Genomic DNA, 26,038 nt, shown 5'->3' on the forward strand with positions numbered 1-26,038 from the left:
AAATAAATATTAAATGATTAAAACTTAAAGATTTATTTTCTTGCTTATAAATTTTTATTTTAAAATTCAAAAAGCCCTTTAATGATTTTTTATAAATTTTTTAGCTACAATCAACGCTTATTTTTTAACGCAAGAGGTAAAAAATGACAGATTATATCAATGATGATTTAGAGCAATTCAACTCTATCATAAAACTTCACAAGCCCATAACTTTCTTTGGTTCAGCGCGTCTGAAAAAAGGCAGTTTTTACTACGAGCAGGCTAAAAATTTAGCTTTTAAATGCGTTGAAGAAGGTTTTAGTGTCATTACTGGAGGAGGTGGTGGCATAATGATGGGTGCTAATGAAGGGGCATTTTATGCTAAAAACAAACTTGGCTTAGAGGGCGAAAAATCCATAGGTTTTAATATTTTTTTACCATTTGAGCAAAAGTTAAACGACTTTTTAGGATATAATATGACTTTTAAAAGCTTAGCCATTCGCAAAATGGCTCTTATTGAAAAGAGCATTGCTTTTGTGATCTTCCCCGGCGGCTATGGAACACTTGATGAGCTTCTTGAAGTGCTAACCTTAAAGCAACTTGGTTTTAAAGAAGTTCCTATTTTTGTTGTTGGGAAAGAATTTTGGCAGGGTTTTGATGAGTTTGTCAGGCATTCTTTACTTAAAAACGAAATGATTTCAAATGATGATATTTTTCAGTATGAGATACTTGACGACTTGGATTTGATTATCAAAAAATTAAAGGAAAATGATGAAAATTTTAGTCGCCATGAGCGGAGGAGTTGATAGCACCATAACCGCTTACACACTTCTTAAACAAGGGCATGAGGTTGAGGGCTGTTATATGAAACTGCATGGCAAGCCCGGTTATCATGAAGAAAATATCGCCAAAGTCGAAAGAGTAGCGAAATTTTTAGGTATAAAACACCACATTTTAGACTTACAAGAAGACTTTAAAAAGGCCGTGTATATGCCCTTTGTTAATACCTATAAAGAAGGTAAAACACCTAATCCTTGTGCGTGGTGTAACCGCTTTATCAAACTTGGTAAGCTTTTAGAATTTGCAAAAAGCTTAGGCTGTGAAAAACTTGCTACAGGACATTATGCGCGCATTGAAGATGGTTTTATAAAAGTAGCTGTTGATGAGAGCAAAGATCAAAGTTATTTTCTTGCTTCAGCTGATAAAGACGCCCTGCCTTATCTTATCTTTCCTTTAGGAGAGCAAAGAAAAGAACAAGTTAAAGCTTATGCAGCAAGCATAAAAGAGCTTCAAAGCTTTGCGACACAAAAAGAAAGTGCTGAAATTTGCTTTGTTGAGGATACTTATGTGCAGGTTTTAGAGCAATTCATGGATACAAAAATTCCCGGCGAAGTGCTTGATAGCAGCGGTAAAGTCGTAGGTAAGCATGAAGGCTATATGCACTATACTATAGGCAAAAGACGTGGTTTTGAAGTAAAGGGCGCGCATGAGCCACACTTTGTCTTAAAAATCAACGCAGATAAAAATCAAATCGTAGTCGGCAAGAAAGAAGAGCTTAAAATCAAGGAATTTGAGCTTGATAAAATCAATCTTTTCTTAGACGCAAAAGAGCTTGATTGTGAAGTAAAAATCCGCTACCGAAGTAAAGCCACGCCTTGTGTGGTAAAAATAGCAGATGATGGCAGTGCAAAAATAGAACTTAAAGAAGAAGTATATGGGCTTGCAAGCGGACAAATGGCTGTTTTTTACGATAAGGACAGAGTTCTTGCAAGTGGGTTCATATCATAAATTTAAACTTTTTAAAGCAAAATTCAAAGAAGCCGAAAAAACTTCTTTGAAATTCAAGCCTTACTTAAATAAACTGCACGACAGCCTCAAAATCTTGTCTTGTTTTTGCTCGTTTTGGAGGATTTGCCCTATAACCTAAAGCAAGGCAAACAGCTACCCCAAAATGCGTGCTATCAATGAGCTTTTCATCAGCTAAAAGCTTTTCAACGCCTTCTTGATCAAAGCCCTCTATGGCAAGGCTATCAAGCCCAAGCAAAGCTGCTGCACTCATTACATTACCAAGGGCGATATAACATTGTTTGCATGCCCAATCAAACACCGCCTTTTCATTACCAAAGATACGAAAATTATTTTTTTGGAAATTCGTGCAAAATTCGCTTTTAATCTTTTGAATTTCATCAGGTAATTTTTGCACATCTTGCATCATATGTCTAACATGCTCGCCATCTGGCTTCATATCGATATTTTTTCGTGCTAAGATAATGATAAAATCACTTGCATTTTTTAAGGCATCAACCCCACCCCAAACTATAGGTTCAAGCTTTTCTCTTAAAGCCTTATCTTTAATCACAAGAAATTTCCAAGGCTCAAAACCAAAAGAACTCGGACTTAAACGAGCCACCTCTAAAAGAGTGTTTAAATCTTTTTCACTGAGTTTTTTTGTGCCATCAAAGCCGTTGCTATTGCATGCGTGGCGAAAATTTGAAAACTCAATGATTTTTTCATTGTCTAAAAAACGCATTATTTCTCCTTTGTGAAACTAAATATTTTAAGTTTTTAATTATAACAAGCAAAGATATAAAAAACAAGAACGCACAAAAAAGATACACAAGGATATAAATTTTATTTAGGTATAAAATTTATATCTTATTAAAGGCTTATTTTAAGGAACTTATGCTAAAATAAACTCTTTTTAAAAAAGGCTAAAAATGTCAAAGAAAATGATGAAAAACACAGAATTATTATGCGATACTTTAACCTGCCCTGTTGAGACAACTTTAAGCTTAATCAGTGGAAAATATAAAGCCGTGATACTTTTTTATCTTTTTGGAGGAAAAAAACGTTTTAATGAGCTTAAGCGTCTAATGCCAAGTGTTACGCACAGAACTTTAACCTTGCAACTTAGAGACTTAGAAAAAGATAAACTCATCACAAGAAAAATTTATGCTCAAATTCCACCAAAGGTTGAATACAAGCTTACCAAACTTGGTTTATCGCTTGAACCTATCATTGAAGCGATGCGAATTTGGGGTGTGGATTATAAAGGAAAAAAATGAGTAAAAACATAGTATTTATGGGAACTCCAGAGTATGCAGCAAGGATTTTAGAAGAACTTATTCAAACCGGTTTTAATATACTAACTGTTATTACTCAGCAAGATAAGGCTGTAGGCAGAAAGCAAATTCTTACTCAAAGTGCGGTAAAAACACTTGCTTTAAAGCATAATTTAAAGGTTTTAACCCCAAAAAGTCTTAAAGATGAGATTTTTCAAGAGCTGTTAAGAAAGTTAGATATTGATTTTATCGTTGTGGCTGCATATGGAAAAATCTTGCCAAAAAGCATTTTAGAGCTTGCACCTTGTATCAATCTACACGCCTCGCTTTTACCAAAATACCGCGGGGCAAGTCCTATACAAAGTGCAATTTTAAACGGCGATGAAAAAAGCGGGGTTTGCACTATGCTTATGGACGAAGGACTTGATACAGGTGCTATTTTACAAAGCCTTGAGTGTGATATTAAAGATAAAAATGCCTTGCTTGTCTTTGAAGAGCTAGGCGAACTTGCCGCAAAGCTTTGTGTAAAAACCTTAAATGAATTTCAAAGCCTTCACCCACAAATTCAAGATGAAAGCAAGGCTAGCTTTTGCACGAAAATCAAAAAAGAAGATGGACTTATTGATATAAAAGAGCAAACAGCAAGGGATATTTATCAACAATATCTTGCCTTTTATAACTGGCCTCAAATTTTTTTAAACAATGGCTTAAAGCTCGTTGAAATAGAGCTTGTTAGCGAAGATGAAAAGCACCAAGGCGCTCAAATTTTAAGCCTAGAAAAAGATGCTTTTTTATTAGCATGTAAAAATGGAGTTTTAAGGATAAAAAAACTTCAAGAAGCTGGTAAAAAAGTGCTTGATGCAAGAACTTATCTTAATGGAAAAAGGTTGAAAAGTGGAGATTATTTGTATTGAAAGTATAGCTTCAACACATCTTTATATGTGTGAAGCGGTGCGAAATGCTACAATCAATAAAAACTTAGCCCTTTATGCTTTAGAGCAAACCGGAGGCATAGGCAGCAGGGAAAATGAATGGCATAGCACAAAAGGCAATTTGCACTTAAATTTTTGCTTGAGCTTAGAGGATTTACCTCAGGATTTGCCTTTATCTTCAGTAAGTATTTATTTTAGCTTTATTTTAAAAGAGCTTTTAAGCGAGCAAGGCTCAAAAATTTGGCTGAAGTGGCCAAATGATCTTTATATAGCTGATAAAAAAATCGGCGGTATGATGAGTGCAAGGATAAGAGACTTCATCGTTGTTGGTGTGGGTATAAATATCAAAACTGCTCCAGCTGGGGCTGGACTTTTGGATATAGATATTGATTTAAAGGACTTTATAGAACTTTTTATCAAAGAAATTCAAAAAAAAATTTTATGGAAGCAAATTTTTAGCAAGTATGTGATAGAATTTGAAAAATCAAAACCATTTAGCGTTCATCATGAAGGCAAAAAACTCCCTTTAAAAGAGGCTTTGCTTTATGAAGACGGAAGCATTTTACTTGACAATAAAAGGATATATAGTTTAAGATGAGTGAGATCATTACCATAGCCAATCAAAAAGGTGGCGTAGGCAAAACCACAACAGCGATAAATTTAGCAGCAAGTTTAGCAGTAGCCGAAAAAAAGGTGCTTTTAGTTGATGTTGATCCTCAAGCAAATGCTACAACAGGACTTGGATTTAATAGAAATAATTACGAATACAATATTTATCATGTTTTTACAGGACGCAAAAAAATCAGTGATATTATCTTAAAAACTGAACTTCCAAAACTTGATCTAGCTCCTTCAAATATAGGACTTGTAGGCATAGAACAAGAACTTGCCAAAGATGAAAGCATAGAACGTAAAATCGTGCTTAAAAATCAACTTAAAGAAGTCGTTGATGCGTATGATTTTATCATCATTGACTCTCCCCCGGCACTTGGAAGCATCACCGTGAATGCTTTTGCAGCAAGTGATAGCGTGATCATACCTATACAATGTGAATTTTATGCTCTTGAGGGCGTGGCTATGGTGCTTAATACCATTAAAATCATCAAAAAAAGTATCAATCCAAAGCTTAAAATCAGAGGCTTTTTACCGACTATGTATAGCTCTCAAAACAACCTTTCTAAGGATACAGTTGAGGACTTAAAACAAAATTTCAAAGAGCAGCTTTTTACGATTAATGGTGATGAGAATGATTTTATCATCATTCCACGCAATGTTAAATTAGCTGAAAGCCCAAGTTTTGGCAAACCTATCATACTTTATGATATCAAATCACCCGGCTCGCTTGCGTATCAAAACTTAGCGTATTCTATATTAGGATAAAAAATGGCAAAAAGAAGTGCTTTAGGTAGAGGTTTAAGCAGTATTTTAGGTGATGTTGATGAAGCTTATAGCAAAGAACTCGGACTTGATCGTAGCAGAGTTGAAGAAATCAGCCTTGAACTTATCAGCGCAAATCCTTACCAGCCAAGAAAGCATTTTGATGAAGATGCCTTAGATGATTTAGCCAAATCCATACAAACTTACGGGCTGCTTCAACCCATCATCGTTTTTAAAAAAGAAAACGAAAACTATGTTTTAATCGCTGGAGAGCGCCGTTTTAGGGCATGTCAAAGACTAAAAATGCCTACAATTAAGGCTTTGGTTGCTGAAGTAGAAGAAGAAAAATTAAGAGAACTTGCCTTAATCGAAAACATACAAAGAGAAGATTTAAATCCTATAGAACTCGCAAATTCTTACAAAGATTTAATCGAACATTATAAGATCACCCAAGAAGAGCTTTCAAATAAGGTGCATAAATCACGCTCACAGATCACAAACACTTTGAGATTGCTTCAGCTTAGTAAAGATACTCAAAAGCTTATCGCTGAAGGCAAAATTTCTCAAGGACATGCCAAAATCATGGTTGGACTTGATAATAAAGACGAGAAACTACTTATTGATACAATTTTAGGACAAAAATTAAGCGTAAGAGATGCTGAAAAAATAGCACAAAAAATGAAAAAAAATGAAACAAATCACGAAATAGATCAAGAGCTTAACCAAGAACTTGAAAAATTCAAAATCAAACTTAAAAAGCTAAATATCTCACACAAAGCAAAGCACGAACAAATCACACTTTATTTAAGCGATCTTGAAAAAATTAAACAATTAAACAAATTATTACAATAAATTTACATAAAATTTAATATTTTTTAGATACAATGTTAAAATTAACTCAAAATTTTAAAAAGGCAAAAGATGTTTGATGATGTTCGTTTATCCATAATGCTCGCTACTTTTATCATTTTTTTGGCTATGATTATAATACTCAACAGCCTACTTTATAAGCCTTTGCTTGAATTTATTGATCAAAGAAATAAGTCTATAGAAAGCGATGAAAAAAAAGTCAAGCAAAACTCAGAAGAAATGTCAAATTTCAACGATGAATTTGATAAAATCAAACAAAGCACACGAGAAGAAATTAATGCTATAAAACAAAAAGCACTCAATGAAGCAAAGCAAGAAGCTGAAAAAGAACTTGAAAATAAAAAGCAAGAACTTGAACAAAAAATGCAAATTTTTTACGCTCAGCTTGCTCAAGATAGAGCAAATTTCGAACAAGAGTTAAAAATTAGTCTTCCAGCATGGCAAGAAGCTTTGAAGAATAATTTAAAAAATATATAAACACTAAGGAAAAATGATGAAAAAGATAGGTTTTGCATTGGCTTTTTTACCCCTTGCCCTTTTTGCTGCGCCAAGCGGAAGTGGGGAATATGATATAATTCCTCGAACAATTAACTTTTTGATCTTTGCGGCTATTTTGTTTTATTTTCTCGCTCGCCCAGCAAAAGAATTTTATAACAATAGAATCGCTAAAATCGCAACAAGACTAGAAGAAATTCAAAACAAAGTTCTAGAAAGTAAAAACAAAAAGCTTGAAACGATCAAAAAACTTGAAGATGCAAAAAAAGAAGCTATTGTGGCTATTAACACAGCTAAAAAAGAAGCCGAACTTTTAGCAATCAAACTAAAAAATGATACAAAAAATGATATAGCTTTGCTTGAAAAGCATTTTGAAGAACAAAAAGTGTATGAGCAAAGAAGAATGCAAAAAGAAGTTATTGCTAAAACTTTAAATCAAATGTTTAGCGAATGCAAACTAAAGCAAGATGAAATTTTAGATATCATGCTTAAAAAGGTGTCTTAACAATGGAAAATCTAATTGCAAAAAAATACGCCAAAGCCATATTAGAACGAAAAGATTCTAAGGAATTTTACGAGCTTTTATCACAGCTTAGTCCAGCTTTTGCTCTACCTAAATTTAAAATGATTTTAGAATCAAGCGAATATAAAAAAGGTCAAAAGCTAGAAATTATAATGTCTTTTTTTCAAAGCGTGAAACCAAGTTTTGAAAATTTTATCCGCCTTTTAACACAAAATTCAAGACTTACACTTATCCCAAAAATAGTTGAAGAACTGCGAAAACAAGAAGCTTTGAAAGCTCAAATTTATACAGGTATAGTGTATTCTGAACAAGCTTTAGAACAAAACAAAATTAACGATTTGGAAAAAAAATTAAGCGAAAAATTTAAGGTAAGTATAAAACTAGAAAATCAAATCACTAAAACTCAAGGGATAAAAATAAGTCTTGAAGAATTAGGATATGAAATTTCTTTTTCTATACAGAGTTTGCAAACAAAAATGAGTGATTATATACTCAAAACACTATAAAGGAGAATGTGTATGAAACTTAAAGCTGATGAAATTAGCTCTATCATCAAAGAAAAGATTGAGAATTTTGATTTAAATCTTGAAATTGAAGAAACAGGTAAGATCATTTCAATAGCCGATGGTGTGGCAAAAGTATATGGACTTAAAAATGTCATGGCAAGCGAAATGGTTGAATTTGAAAATGGCGAAAAAGGTATGGCACTTAATCTTGAAGAAGCAAGCGTTGGTGTGGTTATACTTGGTAAGGGCGAGGGCTTAAAAGAAGGTTCTTCTGTAAAACGTCTTAAAAAACTTTTAAGTGTGCCAGTTGGCGATGCGATGATAGGACGCGTAGTGAATGCTTTAGGCGAGCCAATAGACGCAAAAGGCGCGATTGGAGCAAGTGAGTTCCGCTTTATCGAAGAAAAAGCCAAAGGCATTATGGCAAGAAAAAGCGTTCATGAGCCTTTACAAACTGGACTTAAAGCTATAGATGCTCTTGTGCCAATCGGTAGAGGACAAAGAGAGCTTATCATCGGTGATAGACAAACTGGAAAAACAACCGTTGCCATTGACACCATCATCAACCAAAAAGGACAAGATGTTATTTGTATCTATGTTGCTATAGGACAAAAACAAAGCAATGTTGCTCAAGTGGTAAAACGTTTAGAAGAGCATGGGGCTATGGATTATACTATAGTTGTAAGTGCTGGTGCTTCTGATTCTGCGGCTTTACAATACATCGCTCCTTATGCTGGTGTGACTATGGGTGAGTATTTTAGAGATAATGCTCGTCATGCTTTAATCATTTATGATGATCTTTCAAAACACGCTGTGGCTTATCGTGAAATGTCTTTGATTTTACGCCGTCCTCCAGGTCGTGAAGCGTATCCAGGCGATGTTTTTTACCTACATTCAAGATTGCTTGAAAGGGCTTCAAAGCTTAGTGACGCACTTGGTGCTGGTAGTTTAACAGCTTTACCTATCATTGAAACTCAAGCCGGAGATGTTTCAGCCTATATTCCTACCAATGTTATTTCAATCACTGATGGACAAATTTTCCTTGAAACAGACCTCTTTAATTCAGGTGTGCGTCCGGCGATAAATGTAGGCTTATCAGTTTCTCGTGTGGGTGGGGCAGCTCAGATTAAGGCTATCAAGCAAGTTGCAGGAACCTTAAGACTTGATCTAGCTCAATATAGAGAGCTTCAAGCTTTTGCTCAGTTTGCAAGTGATTTGGATGAATCAAGCCGCAAACAGCTTGAAAGAGGGCAAAGAATGGTTGAAATTCTTAAGCAAGCTCCATATTCTCCTTTGGCTGTTGAAAAACAAGTAGTATTAATTTTTGCTGGAACAAGAGGCATACTTGATTCTATTCCGGTAAACAAAATCAATGAATTTGAGGCTGGGCTTTATTCTTTCATAGAGGCAAAATATCCTGAAATTTTTGAGCAAATTCGCTCTAAAAAAGCTTTGGATAAAGAACTTGAAGAAAAGATTAGCACAGCACTTAATGAATACAAATCAAGTCATATATAAAGGCATTTTATGGCTAGTCTTAAAGAGATAAAAAGAAAGATAAAAAGCGTCAATAACACGCAAAAAACAACTAAAGCGATGAAGCTTGTTTCTTCAGCTAAGCTTAAAAGAGCAGAAGAAGCGGCTAGACGCAGTAAGTTTTATGCACAAAAAATCGATGAAGTTTTAGCTGAAATTTCTTTAAATTTCAGCAAAATTTCAAAAGATGATGAACGTTTTATATTCTTTCAAGAAAGGGCTGTGAAAAAGCTGGATATCATCTTTATCACAGCAGATAAAGGGCTTTGTGGTGGCTTTAATTCAAGAACCATTAAAAGTGTGAATGAGCTGATGAAAGAATACAGCGCTAAAGGTGTAGAAGTTCGTTTGCGAGCTGTTGGAAAAACAGGTATTGAATTTTTTCGCTTTCAAGGCATTGAACTTTTAAAAACTTATGAACATTTAAGCTCAAATCCAAGTTATGAAAGGGCTTGCGAGGTGATTAATGAAGCGGTAAATGACTTCTTAAACAAAGAAACCGATCAAGTCATCATCGTGCATAATGGCTATAAAAATATGATCTCTCAAGAGCTTAAAGAGCTTCATTTGCTTCCAGTTGAGCCTTTAAAAGTGCAAGATGAAAGTCAAATTTCAAACTCAGCCCTAGAGCTTGAGCCAGAAGGTGATGAATTAATGCAAGAGTTGATGAAAACCTATTTTGAATACAATATGTATTTTGCCTTAATTGACTCTTTAGCCGCTGAGCATAGTGCAAGAATGCAGGCTATGGATAATGCGAGTAAAAATGCCAAAGAAATGGTTAAAAACTTAAATTTAGCCTATAATAAAGCAAGACAAGAAAGTATCACTACTGAACTTATAGAAATTATCAGTGGTGTTGAATCAATGAAATAAGGAGAAATGAATGAGTAAGCAAGGATTGATTTCACAAATTTTAGGACCGGTGGTTGATGTTGATTTTAGTGATTATCTGCCACAGCTTAATGAAGCTTTGATTGTAAATTATGAATTAGGTGGCAAAAAACACAAACTCGTCTTAGAAGTCGCTGCTCATCTTGGTGATGAAAGGGTAAGAACCATCGCTATGGATATGACAGAAGGGCTTGTAAGAGGACTTGAAGTAGAAGCTACAGGAGCACCTATTAGCGTGCCAGTTGGTGAAAAAGTTTTAGGCAGAATTTTCAATGTAACTGGTGATCTTATAGATGAGGGCGAAGAATTAAGCTTTGATAAGCATTGGAGCATACATAGAGACCCACCTCCTTTTGAAGAACAAAGCACAAAAAGTGAAATTTTTGAAACAGGCATTAAGGTTGTGGATTTGCTCGCTCCTTACGCTAAGGGTGGAAAAGTCGGACTTTTTGGTGGTGCTGGTGTTGGAAAGACCGTTATTATCATGGAGCTTATCCATAATGTTGCGTTTAAGCATAGTGGATATTCAGTATTTGCAGGCGTGGGTGAGCGAACTCGTGAGGGAAATGACCTTTATAATGAAATGAAAGAAAGTAATGTTTTAGATAAGGTTGCCCTTTGCTACGGACAAATGAATGAACCACCAGGAGCTAGAAATCGTATCGCTTTAACAGGGCTTACTATGGCGGAGTATTTTAGAGATGAAATGGGACTTGATGTGCTTATGTTTATCGATAATATCTTTAGATTTTCTCAATCAGGCTCTGAAATGTCAGCGCTTCTTGGACGTATCCCTTCAGCTGTGGGTTATCAACCAACCTTAGCAAGTGAAATGGGTAAATTCCAAGAAAGAATTACTTCAACCAAAAAGGGCTCTATCACTTCAGTTCAAGCTGTTTATGTGCCAGCTGATGACTTAACTGACCCAGCCCCAGCAACCGTTTTTGCTCACCTTGATGCTACAACTGTTCTTAATAGAGCTATAGCTGAAAAAGGAATTTATCCAGCTGTTGATCCACTTGATTCAACTTCTCGTGTGCTTGATCCACATATCATCGGTGAAGAACATTATAAAGTCGCTCGTGGAGTGCAATCTGTGCTTCAAAAGTATAAGGACTTGCAAGATATCATCGCTATCTTAGGTATGGACGAGCTTAGCGAAGAAGATAAACTTGTGGTTGAAAGAGCAAGAAAGATAGAAAAATTCCTTTCTCAACCTTTCTTTGTGGCTGAAGTGTTCACAGGTAGCCCTGGTAAATATATCAGCCTTGAAGATACTATAGCTGGCTTTAAAGGAATTTTAGAAGGTAAATACGATCACTTACCAGAAAATGCATTTTACATGGTAGGTAACATCAATGAAGCCATTGAAAAGGCTGAAAAAGCTAAAGGCTAAGCATGAGTGATTTAATGCATTTAGAGGTGGTAACACCTATGGGTATGATTTATGAGGGTGAAGTGCGTTGTGTAGTTTTGCCCGGAAGCGAGGGTGAGTTTGGCGTGCTTAAAGGGCATGCTTCACTCATTTCATCTTTAAAAGCTGGGGTGATTGATATAGAAAAAGCTGATTCTAAGCATGAATTAATCGCTGTTGATTCAGGTTATGCAGAAGTGAATGAGTTTAAAACCACTGTTTTAGCCAAAGGTGCAGTAGCCATTAATGCAGATGAAAACAGCGAAATCGCACAAAATTTAAATGCAGCTAAAGAACTTCTTCGATCAGCAAGTTCTGATAGCGTGGCTCTAGCTTCTACTTTTGCAAATATAGACAGCAAAGCAGGGATAAAGTAAGTGATCAATACGGCGTCCATCATACATTTTTTTAATGAATCAAGCCTTATCACTTACATAGTATTAATTTGGCTTTCTTTTTATTTTATTTTAAGCTTTGCTATTTTATTTGCTCGATCGACTTTTTTAGGCGTTTGGATCAACAAAGAAAAAGGAAGTTTAGAATACTTACTTATGGGAAACAAAGATATTTCTCAAACCGAATCTATACTCAGAAAATGTCCGGAAAATGAAAAAAATCGCCTTGAAATTTATAAAAATTTAGCTGAAAAAAGAGCAAGTGTAGGACTAACTTGGCTTTCTATCATCGCTTCAACTTCTCCTTTTATAGGGCTTTTTGGAACGGTTGTATCTATACTTGAAACCTTTGGTGGACTTGGCACTCAAAACTCTTTAAGTATCATCGCTCCAAAGATAAGCGAAGCACTCGTTGCTACAGGTTGCGGGATACTCGTGGCTATACCAGCTTATAGCTTTCACTTAAGCATAAAAAGAAAAGCATTTGAACTTATGAGTGTCATTGATAGCGAAATAAAAATTCTTACGAAGGCATAACTTTGTCATTTCTTGATGAAAAACCAGAACTCAATATCACGCCTTTGGTTGATATTATGCTTGTTTTACTTGCCATTTTAATGGTAACTGCACCAAGTATTACTTATGAAGAAAACATCAATCTCCCAAAAGGCTCGCAAAAGACAAATTCAACAGCAACGCTTAAAAGTCTTATCATCGCTGTAAATAGCAAAAGAGAAATTTTTATCAATGAAAAAAAATTTAACTTTGTAAGTTTTGCAGATAACCTAGCCATACTCAAACCACAATTTAAACTTGATGAGCCTGTTTTTATACGAGCTGATAAAGAACTTAAATACGATGATGTGATTTTTGTTTTAAGGGTGGTAAAAAATTTAGGCTTTAACAAGGTTTCTTTACAAACGGAGTAGCTTTTGAAAGATTATGGTGTAGGATCATTTAACGCTTTTTTGCTCGCTTTAATCGTTTATATGGCTCTTGTTTTTTTTATCGCTTTTAAACTCAGTGAAGAAGCCAAACAAAGTGTAAAATACACTGATATAGCAAATAGCTTTGTTGATGTAGAACTTGGCGAATACCAAGCTACACCCGCACAAAACACACAATCAAATCCCGAGAAACAAGCCAAAATAGAAGAAGAACAACTTAAAGAAACGACAAATAAAGCCGTTGAGACAAAAGAAGATACCCAAAAAGCAAGTGATATTAGCTCTTTGTTTGGCAATGTCAAAGATTATCAAGAAGAGCAAAGCTCTAAGGTGCAATCATCTAGCAAATCTCAAAGCAAGACAACCACTACAAGCACAAGCGCTTCAAATATCGTAAAGCAACTCAATGACTCACTCATCAATCAAAGCGACAAGATAGGACAAAGCTCACAAAAGCAGATGACAGGAGTATATGATGAGTTTTTGGGTAAGATCGCAAGAAGAATGCAAGAAAATTGGTTACTTTATCCAAGGAGCGGAAATTTTAGCGTGATCGTGCATTTTTTTATAGATAGTAACGGAATTTTTGGATATACTTCAGTTTCAAAAAGTGGCAATGCTGAATTTGACGCAAAGGTTGAACTTTTTTTAGAAGATTTAAAAGGTAAGTTTATCGCGTATCCACCAAATTCAAAAAGATACGAAGATACAGCTTCTATAAGCGATGAAATCAGTATGCAGCAACATTAAGGAGAAAAAATGAAAAAAATCTTTGGACTTTTCTTTTTGATCTTATCAGCTCTTTTTGCAGCTGATGAAGCCTCTATTTCTATCGTCAATAAAGGCACTGTTTTACCAAAAATCATCATCAAAGATAACTCAACACTTAGTGACACAAGCTTAAAAAGAAATTTTTACAATCTCATCTTAAATGATTTAAAAATCAGCTCAAATTTTGAAGTACTTGAAAGAGGTAATGAACAAGGCAATTACCTGCTTGAATACGAACTAAACAAAGAAGGTGGCAATACTTTAAATTTAAGAGTAAAGATTAAAGCTGATGGCACAGAAAAAAGTAACAAAAGCTACTCAGTGCCAAGTCTTGAGCTCTATCCTTTCCTAGCTCACACAAGCATTAAAGACTCGGTTAATACCTTAGGCTTAGCTCCGGTTGAATGGATGGATCATAAAATTTTGATTGCTAAAACTTCAAGCTCAAAAAGAAGCCAAATCATCATGGCTGATTATACACTTACTTATCAAAAAGTCGTTGTAGCAGGCGGATTAAACCTCTTTCCAAAATGGGCAAACAAAGCTCAAACTGCATTTTACTACACTGCTTATGATCATAATATCCCTACACTTTATCGTTATGATCTTAACACAAACAAAGCCACAAGGATACTTTCAAGCGGAGGTATGATCGTCGCAAGCGATGTGAGTGAAGATGAAAATAAAATCCTTGTTACTATGGCACCACAAGATCAGCCCGATGTATATCTTTACGATCTTAAAAAAAAGAGTTTGATTAAAATCACAAATTATTCAGGCGTTGATGTAAATGGAAATTTCATCGAAAATGATCAAAAAGTAATTTTTGTAAGCGATCGCTTGGGTTATCCAAACCTTTTTATGCAAAAAATAGGCGGATCAAATGCCGAGCAAGTTGTTTTTCACGGGCGTAACAATACAGCTGTTTCAACCTACAAAAACTATATCGTGTATTCAAGTCGTGAGATGGAACAAAGAGGCGTGTTTAATATCTATTTAATGAGTACAGAAAGTGATTATATCCGCCAACTTACAGCAAATGGCAAGAATTTATTCCCTCGTTTTTCAAGCGATGGTGGAAGTATAGTGTTTATCAAATATCTTGGTAATCAAACAGCTTTAGGGATAATCCGCGTAAATGCCAACAAATCCTTTCATTTTCCACTCAAGGTTGGGAAAATTCAATCGATTGATTGGTAAATTTTATTCAAATTTAATATTTTTTAGTTATAATTAACGCACTTAACAAAACTTTATGAAAGGTAAAAGATGAAGAAAATTCTCTTAATCTCAGTTGCAGTTTTTGCAATGATTCTTAGTGGTTGCCAAGCAACTAAAAAATCACCTTCAGTTACCCAAACAGGTAGCACACAAGGTACTAGCGGTGCTGCTTCTGGTGGTAACGATACTTTTGGTGGTGTTGGTTCTCTTGCGAGCGGACTTGGAAAAATCTATTTTGATTTTGACAAATACAACATCAGATCAGATATGCAAGCTGTTGTAAATGCAGGTGCTGATTTACTTAAAGGTCAAGCAGGTGGTGCTCAAATTACAGTTGAAGGAAACTGCGATGAGTGGGGAACTGATGAATACAACCAAGCTCTTGGTTTAAGAAGAGCAAATGCTGTAAAAAGAGCTTTAGTTACTCTAGGTCTTGATTCAAAACAAATTGCAGTAAAAAGCTATGGCGAAACTAACCCAGTTTGTACTGAAAGAACAGCAGAATGTGACGCACTAAATCGTCGTGCAGAGATTAAAGTTGGACTCTAATCTTTAAACCACAATGAAAAAAATACTACTAACTTTGGCAGCTCTTTTTAGTGCTGCCTTAGCTGAAACTTCAGCTTTTGACGCAGGAAACATTAATAATAATTCTGGCTATGGACTTACACAAAACGAAAAAATTCTAAAAGACAAGCTTGATACACTCAATAACAATTATCTGCAAAACAACGCAAGGATAAATTCAGTCAATGAACAAATAGAAGGCATACAAAGCACTCTAGAAGGTATTAACTCACAATACAGCAAAACAAATACCAAAATCACTCAACTTGAACAAAATCTCAGCAAAGAACTCCAAAAACTTCGAGTTTATGCTGAAGAAAGCCGAAAAATTCAAGAAGCAAATAACAAACAAATCAAACAAGTTCTAAGCGAACTCAGTCAGCTTATGGATACTTATATCAACCAAAACACACAGGATCAAAATTTAAGTCAAACACCGCAAATAACTTCATCAACAGATGAAAATAAAAGCAAACAAGTAATACCAACTACACAAAAAAAACAAGATGATGAATCTTGGAAGAAAAAAGAATTAGACGAGCTTTTAGAACTTGCTTTAAAAGAATTTAACAATAAAAACAATTATGAAAACTCAAAAGTAAAATTTGAGTATTTAATCGAAAAAAATTACAAGCCAGCCTTATCAAATTTTCATATAGGCGAGATAGAATACAAGAAAAAACGTTACGCAAACGCGATAAATTATTATAAAAAAAGTGCTCAGTTATATTCAAAAGCAAAATATATGCCAACCTTGCTTTATCATACAGCCATTAGCCTTGATAAAGTGGGCGATACAAAAGCAGCAAATGGCTTTTATCAGGCTTTGAAAAAGGACTATCCACAAAGCAAAGAAGCTAAAGCCGCACCAAATAGAAAATAAAATCAAAAGGAGAAAAAATGTCAATAGCTAAAAATAGCGTAGTTTCAATGTTTTATGAACTTAAAGACGCCAACACAGGAGAACTTTTAGAGTCAAACTTACATTCAGCCCCAGTTTCTTTTATACTTGGAAAGGGACAAATTTTAGAGGGCTTAGAAGAAGAAATTGCTAAGCTTGATTGTCCTAGTGAGGCTGATGTTATCATTAAAAAAGATAAGGCTTTAGGCGAGTATGATCAAAGTGCAGTGCAAACCTTACCAAAAGAGCAATTTGCTGGCATTGATTTAAAAGTAGGTATGGAACTTTTTGGTGAAAGCGAAGATGGTGGCACCGTGCGGGTTATAGTAAAAGATATTAAAGATGATGAGGTTGTGATTGATTATAATCACGCTTATGCAGGCAGGGATTTGCTTTTTAGTCTTAATATACTTGATGTGCGCGAAGCTAGCGAAGATGAAATTTTAACTGGTATTATAGCAGGTAGCGGAAGTTGTGGTTGTGGGGGACATGATCATGATCATCATCACGGCGGTGGAGGATGCTGCGGCGGACATGGCGGTGGTTGTGGTTGCCACTGAGGTAGTTTGATGAAAGCTGTTTTTATCTTTGCAGGACAAGGCTCACAAACTCTTGGCATGGCTAAGGATTTTTATGAAAATTGCGCTCAAGCTAAAGAGCTTTTGCAAAATGCAAGCGATCATTGTAAGCTTGATTTTAAACACTTGCTTTTTGAGCCAAATGAGGATTTAAATAAAAGCGAATTTACCCAGCCAGCTATAGTTTTAAGCTCTTTAATGGCGTATCTTGCTTTTAAAGAAAGACTTGATTTAGAGTGCGAATGTGCTTTGGGGCATTCTTTGGGCGAAATTTCAGCCCTTAGCGTTCAAGGTGGCATTAATTTTCTTAATGCGCTTTCTTTGGTAAGAAATAGAGCTTTATTTATGCAAGAAGATTGTGATAAGATAGAAGCTGGTATGCTTGTAGTTTTAGGGCTGAGTGATGAAAAAGTTGAAGAGCTTTGTCAAGATGCCTTGGCAAAAAACAAGCAAATTTATGCAGCAAATTACAATTGCGACGGACAAATCGTCGTAGCTGGTATGAAAGCACATTTACAAGCTTATGAGGTTGAGTTTAAAAAAGCTGGGGCAAAAAGGGTTATGCTTTTAAATATGAGCGTGGCAAGTCATTGTCCGCTTTTAAAAGAAGCTAGTGTGAAATTTAAAGCCTTGCTTGAAAATAGCCTTTCATCAAGCTTTAAACCAGTAATCTCAAATGCAAATGCCAAGCCTTACACAAGCGAAGATGAGGCTTCAACTTTACTGAGCGAGCAGCTTATAAAACCGGTGCTGTATAAACAAAGTATAAAAAATGTCGAGGCAAATACGGACTTTTTTATAGAGTTTTCAAGCGCTATTTTAAAAGGCTTAAACAAAAAAAATACAAGTAAAGAGACGTATTCTTTTACAAATTTAAACGAACTTGATGAAATCATAAAGGTGATAGGACGATGAAAATTGCTATTTTAGGGGCTATGCCAGAAGAGATTAGTCCGCTTTTAGAAAAACTTCAAAATTATGAAAAGATTGATTATGCAAACAATAGCTACTATCTTGCACAATACAAAAATCATGAGCTCATTTTAGCGTATTCAAAGATAGGCAAGGTTAATTCCACTCTTTCAGCAAGCGTGATGATAGAAAAATTTAAGGCTGAAACTTTGCTTTTTACAGGCGTTGCAGGAGCTTTTAATCCTGAGCTTAAAATAGGCGATTTGCTCGTTGCAAACAAGCTTTGTCAATACGATCTTGACATCACAGCTTTTGGACATCCTTTAGGCTTTGTGCCGGGTAATGAAGTCTTTGTAAAAACCGATGCAAAACTAAATGCCTTAGCCAAAGAAGTAGCAAAAGAGCTTGGTATAAAGCTTCATGAAGGCATTATCGCCACTGGAGATGAGTTTATCTGCGATGAAGTGAAAAAAAACAAGATTAGAGAGATTTTCAATGCTGATGCTTGCGAGATGGAAGGAGCAAGTGTTGCTTTAGTATGTGAAGCTTTAAAAGTGCCTTGCTTTATCTTAAGGGCGATGAGTGATGAGGCTGGAGAAAAGGCTGAGTTTGATTTTGATGAATTTGTGGTTAAATCAGCTCAAACTTCAGCTGAGTTTGTGCTTAAAATCTGCGATAAATTATGATCAATCTTAGCAAAAGACTCATTCGCCAAGTCGGACAAGCTAATGCTAAATTTAAGCTCATCGAGGAAGGCGATAAGGTTTTACTTGGACTTAGTGGAGGCAAGGATTCTTTAGCTCTAGCTCATCTTTTAGCTCGTATGCAAAAACACGCTCCTTTTAAGTTTGAGTTTGAAACAGCGACTTTGAGCTATGGTATGGGCGAGGATTATTCACATTTACACGCTCATTGTTTAGAACATGACATCAAACACAGCATTATTGAAAGCAATATTTATGAAATTTCAGGCGAGAGCATACGCAAAAACTCAAGCTTTTGTAGTTATTTTTCACGTATGCGTAGGGGCGCACTTTACACTTATGCTTTAGAAAGAGGCTTTAATAAGCTTGCTCTTGCGCATCATCTTGATGATGCGGCTGAAAGTTTTTTTATGAGCTTTATGTATAATGGGGCTTTAAGGACACTTAGTCCTATTTACAAGGCTCAAAGAGGTATTAGTGTGATCCGTCCTTTGATTTTTGTGCGTGAAAGACAACTTCGTGATAATGCCACAATGAATGATTTGCAAGTTATAGGCAATGAGTTTTGTCCGGGCTTAAAACTTAGTGAAAAAAATGTCAAATACCCGCATGCTAGAGAAGAAGCAAAAGTCCTTTTAGCAAAACTTGAACAAGAAAATCCTAAGCTTTTTGTAAGTCTTAAAAAAGCCTTTGAAAATGTGCATTATCAAAGCTTTTGGCAGGCTAAGGAGTAAAAATGAAAAAAGCCTTTGTTTTAGTGGATTATCAAAATGACTTTATCGATGGGGCTTTAGGCTTTGAAAAAGCAGCTAAGCTAAAAGATGAGATCAAGCGTTTGCTTGAAAATTTTGATGGAGATATACTCATCACGCTTGATACGCACGATGAAAATTATCTTAACACAAAAGAAGGTATAAATTTACCTATAAAACACTGCTTAAAAGGCACTCAAGGACATAATGTGCCAAGTTTTTGTGAGCCTTTTAAACAAAGATCAAAAAAAATCTTTGAAAAGCATACTTTTGGCTCCTTAGAACTTGCGCAGTTTTTAAAAGAAGGGCAATACGAACAAATCGAATTTGGCGGACTTGTCTCACATATTTGCGTCTTTCACAATATCATCTTAGCTTTTAATGCTGGATTAAATACTAAGTTAGTCTTACACAAAAATGCTACAGCAAGTTTTGATGAGGATTTGCAAAATGCAGCATTTAAACTCCTTGAAGCTTTTTGGGTAGAGCTTGTATGAATATCTATAAAAAAAGAGCTTTAGCCTATACAGAAGAGCTCAAAACACACTATAAAAGCATAAAACATTTTGCTAAAAGAAAGCCTATGAGCTTTATGAGTGCTCTTTTACTAAGCACTCATCTTATAGGGGCTTTATTTTTCTATGCGTATTTTTTACTTCAGCTTTCTTTTGTTCCAAGTCTTGGACAAACTGTTTTTATGCCACTTTTGCTTGTATTTGGCTTAAGTGGAGCCTTATTTTTTGCTTTGGCTTTAGGCATAGCTTTTGTTTGCTCTTTTATCCAAGCTTTATTGTATGAAAAGATCAATGCGTTTAAATTTGGTATTTTTATAGCTTTGTTAAGTTTGTTTGTTATGATATGCTTTGCTAAAAATACGGTTGCAAGGATTTCAGGATATGGAAATTTCGAAGTCTTAAAGATTTTTGTTGATCCTAGACTCAAAGGAAGCTTTGAGTGTGAAAAACTCCAATACTGCAAGGAAGAAGAAGGCTTTATTGAACTTGGTCATGTCAAAGTGTATTCTGCTTTAGGCGATAAATACTTTATCGGTTTAAAGGGCAAAGATGGACTGGATCATCACTATAAAATAGCTAAAATTCTTGTCTTAAATACCCTTAGCAAAAGCACCAAATCTTTTTAAAACACAGCAAAATAAAATACAAATTTATACGAGCTCACAGCAAAACAATTTTTTCTCGCACATCAAAATAAATATCGCTTTTTGCACTCAATTCTATCCTACCTTGTGGCAAATGCTCTGTGATGATAATGGGGCTAAGATTATAATTTCCCAGCATTTTTGTGCGAATTTTAACCTCAGCTTCTATACTTAAGGGATGTTTTAAAAAGTCTTCAAAACTTTTAAACTTACACTTACAAAGAGCATTAAAAAAGCTAAAATCCCAAAAATGAAGCTCATCTTTAGGACTTGAAAAAGTTCCGCTTAAAGCCTCATTTTGTAAAAATCTTGTATAAGCATTTTTAAAATGCGAATAAAACAAAAAATGAGCTTTTAAAGGCTTTTTATCAAGTCTTATACCAGCTTTTAACAAGCGGTAATTTAAAAACTTCTCTCGCTCAAGTTTAAATTTCACACCTTTTTTTTCAAGGCTTTGCACCTTTTTATAAAGCTTTATCCTAGCTTCTATACTTGCTGGTAAAACCTGCTTTGTGATAGGACTCATAAGCTCATCGATAAAAGGCTTATTTTCCTTTTGTTTGCTTAGCCCATATAAACAACCACAATAATTTTGATGATACAGCATTTCATTTTTAGCAAGCTCAAACTGCCTTTGTGTGCCACCATTTTTGCGAAAATCAGGGGCTAAAAACTCTATACCAAAGGGCGAACATTGTTTTTGTAAAGCATTTTGTAGTTGAACTAAGTCTTTTTTTGGGCTTGTCAAAAGCGTGGTTGTAAGCTTTTTCTCGCCTATTTTTACAGCAAATTTCACGCTTTCTTGCATACGCTTATCAAAGCAAATTTCACACCTTGCACCCTTTTCAGGCTCATCCTCATAACCCTTTACTGCTTTTAGCCAAGCCTCATAATCATACTCACCCTTAAAAAGCTTGATACCTAGCTTATCACAGCTTCTTTTTACATCTAAAAAACGCAACTCATATTCGCTATAAGGATGGATATTTGGATCATAAAAAAAACCGATGAGTTTTTCATCTGGATAGGCTTTTTGAAGCTCACTCATAAAATAATGACTATCCACAGAACAACAGATATGAACTAGCATTTAAGCCTTTGCTAAATCAGCTAAAACCTTAGCCGCATGATCTTTTGCGCGCACATTCTTATAAATAGCTAAAATTTTACCTTGTTCGTCTATAACAAAAGTCGAGCGTATAATGCCCTCATATTCTTTGCCATAATTTTTCTTTAAACCCCAAGCCCCATACGCTTTGGCTGCACTTTTATCCTCATCGCAAAGCAAAATGTGCTTCAGTTTAAATTTACTTACAAAATTCTCATGGGATTTAGGATTATCAGGGCTTATGCCTATAATTACAGCATTTTTATCCTCAAAATTTCCCAAAAGCTCACTAAATTCACAAGCTTCAGTAGTGCAACCGGGTGTGTTATCCTTAGGATAAAAATACAAAACTACCTTTTTTCCACTAAAATCTTTAAGCGAAATTTCAGTGCCATCTTGATTGACAAGACTAAACTCAGGAGCCTTATCGCCTAGTTTTAACTCGCTCATTTTTAGCCCTTTGAGCGTATCTTTGCCACACTCTCACCACCAAAACCTATATCACAAGGCTCAATATCTTCTATCATCACCACGGTTCTTTCTTTTGGTTTTGAATACTTTGTGCTTAAAAGCGTTGTTATATCAGCGATCAAGCTTTCTTTGTCCTCTTTACTTAACTCTGGTTTTGAGAGTTTAATCGTTACTATTGGCATTTTTATTCCTTTCTTGAGTTAATTTATCATAAAAGTATAAGATGATTTTCTTAATATACTTGAAGTTTGAGTGCAAATTTGTGATTTTAAGCAAAATTTATGTTTTAAATTTGCTATAATTTACAAATCATTTTTTTAAGGAGTTTTTTTGGACCCCAGTCAGAATTTAAATCTCGTACCAAATTTTGGTTATTCTACTACTATGATTCTCGTTGCATTTTTACTCGTGCTTTTAAATGGTTTTTTTGTGCTTTCTGAATTTAGCATTGTTAAAGTTCGCCGCTCAAAGCTAGAAGAACTTGTCAAAGAAAAAAAGCCAAATGCGAAAAAAGCTTTAGAAGTTTCTTCAAAACTTGATACTTATTTAAGTGCTTGTCAGCTTGGCATTACTTTAAGCTCGCTTGCGCTTGGATGGATAGGCGAACCAGCTGTTGCAAGCTTGCTTGAGTATTATTTATCTGTCTTTCATCTGCCAAGTGCCTTGCTTCATACTATCGCTTTTGTGATCGCTTTTACTTTTATCACACTTTTACATGTGGTAGTGGGTGAGCTTGTGCCAAAAAGTGTTGCTATAGCTGTGGCTGATAAAAGCGTGCTTTGGGTGGCTCGTCCTTTGCATATCTTTTGGTGCGTGTTTTTGCCCTTTATTAAAACTTTTGATTTTCTTGCTGCTGTATGTCTTAAAATGCTTGGAATTCGTCCAGCTAGTGAAAGCGAGCTTACACATAGCGAAGAAGAGATTAAGATCATTGCCAGTGAAAGTCAAAAAGGTGGGGTTTTAGATGAGTTTGAAACTGAGCTTATACGCAATGCAGTTGATTTTAGCGATACGGTAGCAAAAGAGATTATGAGTCCTAGAAAAGATATGATTTGTTTAAATAAGAGTAAATCATATGAAGAAAATATGAAGATCATTGTTGAAAGCAAGCATTCAAGATTTCCTTATATAGATGGCTCTAAGGATAATGTTTTGGGTATGATACACATTAGGGATTTGGTGCAAAATGAGCTTTGTGGGGAGAAAAAAAGCCTTAATGAGCTTGTGCGTCCTATCTTTCTTGTGCCTGAAAATATCAGCATTTCAAAGGTACTTGCGCGTATGAATCAAGAAAGAAATCACACAGCCTTAGTTGTTGATGAATACGGCGGAACAGCTGGAATTATCACTATGGAAGATATCATGGAAGAAATCTTTGGCGATATACAAAGCGAACATGATGATGAAATGTATAAAAAGCTTAACGATGGAATTTATGATTTTAAAGGAAGATGCGAGATAGAAATAGTTGAAGAACTCCTACTCATCACTTATCCAGAGGATTTAGAACAAGTTACTATAGGTGGCTATGTATTTAACTTGCTTGGGCGTTTGCCTGTGGTGGGCGATAGGCTGGAGGACGAGTTTTGTTATTATGAGGTTAAAAAAATGGATGGAAATTCCATAGATCGAGTAAAGGTGGTTAAAAAGCAAGGCTAAACAAAGCTTTGCTTTTTATTATAATTTAAGCTTCAGTTTTACTTTAAATTTGAATGCAAATTTTCAAAACACTTCGTTGCTAAAGTAAAAATTTCACTTTTATATTTATTTCTTTTGCAAAATGCCGATGTAGTTTTTAAGGAAGAAACTCACAAAGGAATAATAATGCTTAACTCGCTTCATTCTTACAACTCAAACCCTCTTGCTGGTGTGAAAGCAAATCTCACGCTTAATAAAACAAGTTCAAGTGATGTAAAAGTAGAGGTTTCAGCCTCTAAAAATACCGGCGTTAAAGAAGTTTTAGGCTATGCTGTAGATAAGGACGGCTATTTTACTGAAGAATTTAATGAAGCAGCTGGTATCCCAAAAGATATAAAAATCCACTCTTCAACTATGGAGTCTTTAAACAGAAGCGAAACAACGGCTCCTTTTAGGGATTTTATAAGCGTTGATCCAGCCAAAACTATAGCTAATGCTTATAAACTCTTAACTCAAGTTATAGGTGAAGATGCGTTTAATGCTAAAAATAGCTTTACTCTTGATGAGATTGCTAGTTTTCCTCAAGGCATAGACTTTGATCGCCAAAGCCTTGAAGTGCTTAAGGTGTATGAAAGTTCCAAGGATTATAAATTTGCTGATATGAGTAGAAAGCCAGTATATTACTGGGAATACACCACAGCCACCACCTCGCTTTTTTATAAAAGCAATCAAGACAGGCCTGCTACTGATATTTTTGGCAATAATAATGGCGGACAAGAAGGTGCAGGGGTATTTATAAACGCAAATGGAGATAAATACACCAATAGTGATGGCTCTATCACTAAAGGTGGACTTTTAGTTGGCATAGTTAATCATATCAGCGAGGTAAGAGAAGGTGAGACGACGATTTGGGGTAAGATAGAAGGTCTTGATAAAAATGTAAGCGTTAAAGAAGCTTGGGCTTTTCACGAGCACATTAATTTAACTAATCCAATCTCAGATAGTGAATCTTTTCAAATTTTAAATAATACAAGCGATTTTACTGAACTTAAAAGCAAATATGCCCAGTGGGAGCAAAAGCGAATTGCCCAGCTTGCAGAAGAGAAAAAGCAAAGAGAAGAAATGGCTAAGGGTATGATCAATCCTTTAGACATACTTTTTCAACAAATTAAACGCATGAATGAAGAATTACTTGAAAAGGCTTTAAATAAAAATAAATTTAAAATCGAGGCTTGGCAAAAACCAAACTCAAATTTAGATATAAAAGCCTAAAAAATATTTTTATTTTTTGCTTAAAAAGTGTGTGAAGTATAGTTGTTTTATATGTTTTAATGAGAGTATCAAAAAGCTTGATATTTTTTATAAATTCACACTCTTTTTTAAGCTCTAATTTAGCAAAAAAAGCTTAAAATCACGATTACACCATTTTAAATAAGGATAAAACCCAATGGATCAAATTCAAGATATGAATCAAGCCTTGCTTGAAAGCGTAGAACACTTACCGCCTTTACCACAAACGGTTAGAGATTTGCAACGCTATATAGATGAAGCTGGCTCAAATATGAAAATTGATAGGGTAGCTGAGATAATTTCTGGTGATCCTTTGGTTACTGCTAAACTCTTACAGCTTGCAAATTCGCCATTTTATGGCTTTTCAAGAGAGATTACAACTATTCAACAAGTTGTGAATTTGCTTGGAGTAAGTAATATAAAAAATATTGTTACTGCTGATTCTATCAAAGGGAATTTCAAAGTTGATATGAGTCCTTATGGGCTTGATACAAACAAATTCTTGCAAAATTGTAACGAAGAGGCTAAATTTGTTTCAAGCTGGCTTTTAGAAGAAGATAAAAAGCTTTCATATCTGCTCGTGCCTTGTGTTATGCTTTTGCGATTTGGTATGATGGTGTTTGCAAATTTTTTAATCCAAAACCACAAAGAAAAAGAATTTTATAATGCCTTAAAACAAAACGATTTTCATAATATCGTTGTGGTTGAAGATAATTTTTTAGGTGTTGATCATATCTCATTTTTGGGCTTTTTGTTTCACCGCTGGGATTTTGATGAAGCGTTGATTGAAAGCGTATGTTTTGCTAATACGCCTCATTCAGCTGATGGAGAGATCAAACGTAGTGCGTATGCTTTGGCTATTGCTAATAACATCTTTGCGCCTTATAATGGTGGCTCGCCTTATAGGGTAAATGCAGCTTTAAATTTAATTAAAGAAGCTAAAAATCAAGGTGTAAATTTCAATATGGAACATTTTATCGCCAAACTTCCTGATTTTGCTAAAGCTAATTTAAATAAGCCTATTGATTAAAAAAGG

Annotated in this window: 33 protein-coding genes; 29 read left to right on the forward strand and 4 right to left on the reverse strand. The window is 35.0% G+C overall.

From position 1 onward, the window contains the following. The first annotated feature begins 143 nt into the window (after positions 1-143). Together DMB95_RS08340 and mnmA are read left to right on the forward strand one after the other, a co-directional pair. Entirely contained in the window at positions 144-785 is a 642-nt protein-coding gene (locus DMB95_RS08340; protein WP_137633377.1) for a TIGR00730 family Rossman fold protein, read from the forward strand. Next, a complete protein-coding gene (gene mnmA / locus DMB95_RS08345) occupies positions 751-1,767 on the forward strand; it encodes a tRNA 2-thiouridine(34) synthase MnmA (protein ID WP_142931691.1) in 1,017 nt (338 codons plus the stop codon). Before DMB95_RS08340 ends, mnmA begins: the two co-directional genes overlap by 35 nt. A gap of 64 nt (positions 1,768-1,831) precedes the next feature. Here the strand turns inward: mnmA and DMB95_RS08350 are convergent, their stop codons facing one another. After that, the gene (locus DMB95_RS08350) at positions 1,832-2,509 is read right to left on the reverse strand and encodes an NAD(P)H-dependent oxidoreductase (RefSeq protein ID WP_142931692.1); all 678 of its coding nucleotides are present in this window, start codon (positions 2,507-2,509) and stop codon (positions 1,832-1,834) included. Between the two features lie 187 nt (positions 2,510-2,696). Here DMB95_RS08350 and DMB95_RS08355 point away from each other — a divergent pair, with 187 nt between their 5' ends. The 24 genes from DMB95_RS08355 (at position 2,697) to DMB95_RS08470 (ending at position 20,477) form a co-directional block, all read left to right on the forward strand. Then, complete coding sequence (locus DMB95_RS08355; protein WP_142931693.1) at positions 2,697-3,044, forward strand: winged helix-turn-helix transcriptional regulator; 348 nt, start codon at positions 2,697-2,699, stop codon at positions 3,042-3,044. Continuing rightward, positions 3,041-3,955, forward strand: a complete 915-nt coding sequence (gene fmt / locus DMB95_RS08360; RefSeq protein ID WP_142931694.1) for a methionyl-tRNA formyltransferase — start codon at positions 3,041-3,043, stop codon at positions 3,953-3,955. The genes DMB95_RS08355 and fmt overlap by 4 nt, the downstream gene beginning before the upstream one ends. After that, a complete protein-coding gene (locus DMB95_RS08365; RefSeq protein WP_142931695.1) occupies positions 3,936-4,571 on the forward strand; it encodes a biotin--[acetyl-CoA-carboxylase] ligase in 636 nt (211 codons plus the stop codon). Before fmt ends, DMB95_RS08365 begins: the two co-directional genes overlap by 20 nt. Beyond that, entirely contained in the window at positions 4,568-5,353 is a 786-nt protein-coding gene (locus DMB95_RS08370) for a ParA family protein (RefSeq protein WP_142931696.1), read from the forward strand. Before DMB95_RS08365 ends, DMB95_RS08370 begins: the two co-directional genes overlap by 4 nt. Before the next feature lie 3 nt (positions 5,354-5,356). Continuing rightward, positions 5,357-6,202 (forward strand): ParB/RepB/Spo0J family partition protein, encoded by an 846-nt coding sequence (locus tag DMB95_RS08375; RefSeq protein WP_137633371.1) that lies wholly within the window; start codon positions 5,357-5,359, stop codon positions 6,200-6,202. 69 nt (positions 6,203-6,271) lie between these two features. After that, entirely contained in the window at positions 6,272-6,697 is a 426-nt protein-coding gene (locus DMB95_RS08380) for a F0F1 ATP synthase subunit B family protein (RefSeq protein ID WP_137633370.1), read from the forward strand. 16 nt (positions 6,698-6,713) lie between these two features. Beyond that, entirely contained in the window at positions 6,714-7,220 is a 507-nt protein-coding gene (locus tag DMB95_RS08385; RefSeq protein ID WP_142931697.1) for a F0F1 ATP synthase subunit B, read from the forward strand. 2 nt (positions 7,221-7,222) lie between these two features. Beyond that, on the forward strand, positions 7,223-7,744 hold the full coding sequence (locus tag DMB95_RS08390) for a F0F1 ATP synthase subunit delta (RefSeq protein ID WP_137633368.1): 522 nt from the start codon (positions 7,223-7,225) through the stop codon (positions 7,742-7,744). A gap of 12 nt (positions 7,745-7,756) precedes the next feature. Then, positions 7,757-9,262, forward strand: coding sequence for a F0F1 ATP synthase subunit alpha (gene atpA, locus DMB95_RS08395; RefSeq protein WP_137633367.1), 1,506 nt, complete (start codon positions 7,757-7,759; stop codon positions 9,260-9,262). 9 nt (positions 9,263-9,271) lie between these two features. Next, positions 9,272-10,156 carry an ATP synthase F1 subunit gamma gene (atpG, locus tag DMB95_RS08400; RefSeq protein ID WP_142931698.1) on the forward strand — a complete coding sequence of 295 codons (885 nt, stop codon included), beginning with the start codon at positions 9,272-9,274 and terminating at the stop codon, positions 10,154-10,156. A gap of 10 nt (positions 10,157-10,166) precedes the next feature. Then, complete coding sequence (atpD, locus tag DMB95_RS08405) at positions 10,167-11,570, forward strand: F0F1 ATP synthase subunit beta (protein WP_142931699.1); 1,404 nt, start codon at positions 10,167-10,169, stop codon at positions 11,568-11,570. Positions 11,571-11,572: 2 nt separating this feature from the next. After that, complete coding sequence (gene atpC, locus DMB95_RS08410) at positions 11,573-11,965, forward strand: ATP synthase F1 subunit epsilon (RefSeq protein WP_142931700.1); 393 nt, start codon at positions 11,573-11,575, stop codon at positions 11,963-11,965. Between the two features lie 3 nt (positions 11,966-11,968). After that, positions 11,969-12,520 carry a MotA/TolQ/ExbB proton channel family protein gene (locus DMB95_RS08415; RefSeq protein ID WP_142931720.1) on the forward strand — a complete coding sequence of 184 codons (552 nt, stop codon included), beginning with the start codon at positions 11,969-11,971 and terminating at the stop codon, positions 12,518-12,520. Positions 12,521-12,522: 2 nt separating this feature from the next. After that, on the forward strand, positions 12,523-12,912 hold the full coding sequence (locus tag DMB95_RS08420) for an ExbD/TolR family protein (RefSeq protein WP_142931701.1): 390 nt from the start codon (positions 12,523-12,525) through the stop codon (positions 12,910-12,912). 3 nt (positions 12,913-12,915) lie between these two features. Then, complete coding sequence (locus DMB95_RS08425) at positions 12,916-13,680, forward strand: TonB C-terminal domain-containing protein (RefSeq protein ID WP_137633362.1); 765 nt, start codon at positions 12,916-12,918, stop codon at positions 13,678-13,680. Between the two features lie 9 nt (positions 13,681-13,689). Continuing rightward, positions 13,690-14,901, forward strand: coding sequence for a Tol-Pal system protein TolB (gene tolB / locus DMB95_RS08430; protein ID WP_137633361.1), 1,212 nt, complete (start codon positions 13,690-13,692; stop codon positions 14,899-14,901). Between the two features lie 69 nt (positions 14,902-14,970). Then, positions 14,971-15,471: an OmpA family protein gene (locus DMB95_RS08435; protein WP_137633360.1), complete on the forward strand. Its 501-nt coding sequence runs from the start codon at positions 14,971-14,973 to the stop codon at positions 15,469-15,471. A gap of 13 nt (positions 15,472-15,484) precedes the next feature. Then, positions 15,485-16,372 carry a tetratricopeptide repeat protein gene (locus DMB95_RS08440; protein WP_137633359.1) on the forward strand — a complete coding sequence of 296 codons (888 nt, stop codon included), beginning with the start codon at positions 15,485-15,487 and terminating at the stop codon, positions 16,370-16,372. Positions 16,373-16,389: 17 nt separating this feature from the next. Further along, positions 16,390-16,950 (forward strand): FKBP-type peptidyl-prolyl cis-trans isomerase, encoded by a 561-nt coding sequence (locus tag DMB95_RS08445; protein ID WP_142931702.1) that lies wholly within the window; start codon positions 16,390-16,392, stop codon positions 16,948-16,950. A gap of 9 nt (positions 16,951-16,959) precedes the next feature. After that, positions 16,960-17,883, forward strand: coding sequence for an ACP S-malonyltransferase (fabD, locus tag DMB95_RS08450; RefSeq protein WP_142931703.1), 924 nt, complete (start codon positions 16,960-16,962; stop codon positions 17,881-17,883). Next, entirely contained in the window at positions 17,880-18,566 is a 687-nt protein-coding gene (locus tag DMB95_RS08455; RefSeq protein ID WP_137633356.1) for a 5'-methylthioadenosine/adenosylhomocysteine nucleosidase, read from the forward strand. The genes fabD and DMB95_RS08455 overlap by 4 nt, the downstream gene beginning before the upstream one ends. Continuing rightward, positions 18,563-19,318, forward strand: a complete 756-nt coding sequence (locus tag DMB95_RS08460; protein ID WP_142931704.1) for a tRNA 2-thiocytidine biosynthesis TtcA family protein — start codon at positions 18,563-18,565, stop codon at positions 19,316-19,318. The genes DMB95_RS08455 and DMB95_RS08460 overlap by 4 nt, the downstream gene beginning before the upstream one ends. Before the next feature lie 2 nt (positions 19,319-19,320). Next, positions 19,321-19,833 (forward strand): cysteine hydrolase family protein, encoded by a 513-nt coding sequence (locus tag DMB95_RS08465; protein ID WP_142931705.1) that lies wholly within the window; start codon positions 19,321-19,323, stop codon positions 19,831-19,833. Then, positions 19,830-20,477, forward strand: a complete 648-nt coding sequence (locus tag DMB95_RS08470) for a hypothetical protein (protein WP_142931706.1) — start codon at positions 19,830-19,832, stop codon at positions 20,475-20,477. The genes DMB95_RS08465 and DMB95_RS08470 overlap by 4 nt, the downstream gene beginning before the upstream one ends. Positions 20,478-20,511: 34 nt before the next feature. On the opposite strand, the gene DMB95_RS08475 is transcribed toward DMB95_RS08470, so the two are convergent. The 3 genes from DMB95_RS08475 to DMB95_RS08485 are packed head-to-tail and all read right to left on the reverse strand — an operon-like array spanning position 20,512 to position 22,256. Beyond that, positions 20,512-21,585 (reverse strand): epoxyqueuosine reductase QueH, encoded by a 1,074-nt coding sequence (locus tag DMB95_RS08475; RefSeq protein ID WP_142931707.1) that lies wholly within the window; start codon positions 21,583-21,585, stop codon positions 20,512-20,514. Next, positions 21,586-22,053 (reverse strand): thioredoxin-dependent thiol peroxidase, encoded by a 468-nt coding sequence (bcp, locus tag DMB95_RS08480; protein ID WP_142931708.1) that lies wholly within the window; start codon positions 22,051-22,053, stop codon positions 21,586-21,588. Between the two features lie 2 nt (positions 22,054-22,055). Next, positions 22,056-22,256, reverse strand: coding sequence for a tautomerase family protein (locus tag DMB95_RS08485; protein ID WP_137633350.1), 201 nt, complete (start codon positions 22,254-22,256; stop codon positions 22,056-22,058). A 148-nt stretch (positions 22,257-22,404) separates the two neighbouring features. On the opposite strand from DMB95_RS08485, the gene DMB95_RS08490 reads away from it, so the two are divergent. The 3 genes from DMB95_RS08490 (at position 22,405) to DMB95_RS08500 (ending at position 26,032) form a co-directional block, all read left to right on the forward strand. After that, positions 22,405-23,733, forward strand: a complete 1,329-nt coding sequence (locus DMB95_RS08490) for a hemolysin family protein (RefSeq protein ID WP_137633349.1) — start codon at positions 22,405-22,407, stop codon at positions 23,731-23,733. 165 nt (positions 23,734-23,898) lie between these two features. Then, entirely contained in the window at positions 23,899-24,984 is a 1,086-nt protein-coding gene (locus DMB95_RS08495) for a Cj0814 family flagellar-dependent secreted protein (RefSeq protein ID WP_142931709.1), read from the forward strand. 175 nt (positions 24,985-25,159) lie between these two features. Then, on the forward strand, positions 25,160-26,032 hold the full coding sequence (locus DMB95_RS08500) for an HDOD domain-containing protein (RefSeq protein WP_142931710.1): 873 nt from the start codon (positions 25,160-25,162) through the stop codon (positions 26,030-26,032). Positions 26,033-26,038 lie beyond the last annotated feature (6 nt).

Origin of the sequence: Campylobacter sp. MIT 12-8780 (assembly GCF_006864535.1) — a bacterium.
Lineage (GTDB): Bacteria > Campylobacterota > Campylobacteria > Campylobacterales > Campylobacteraceae > Campylobacter_D.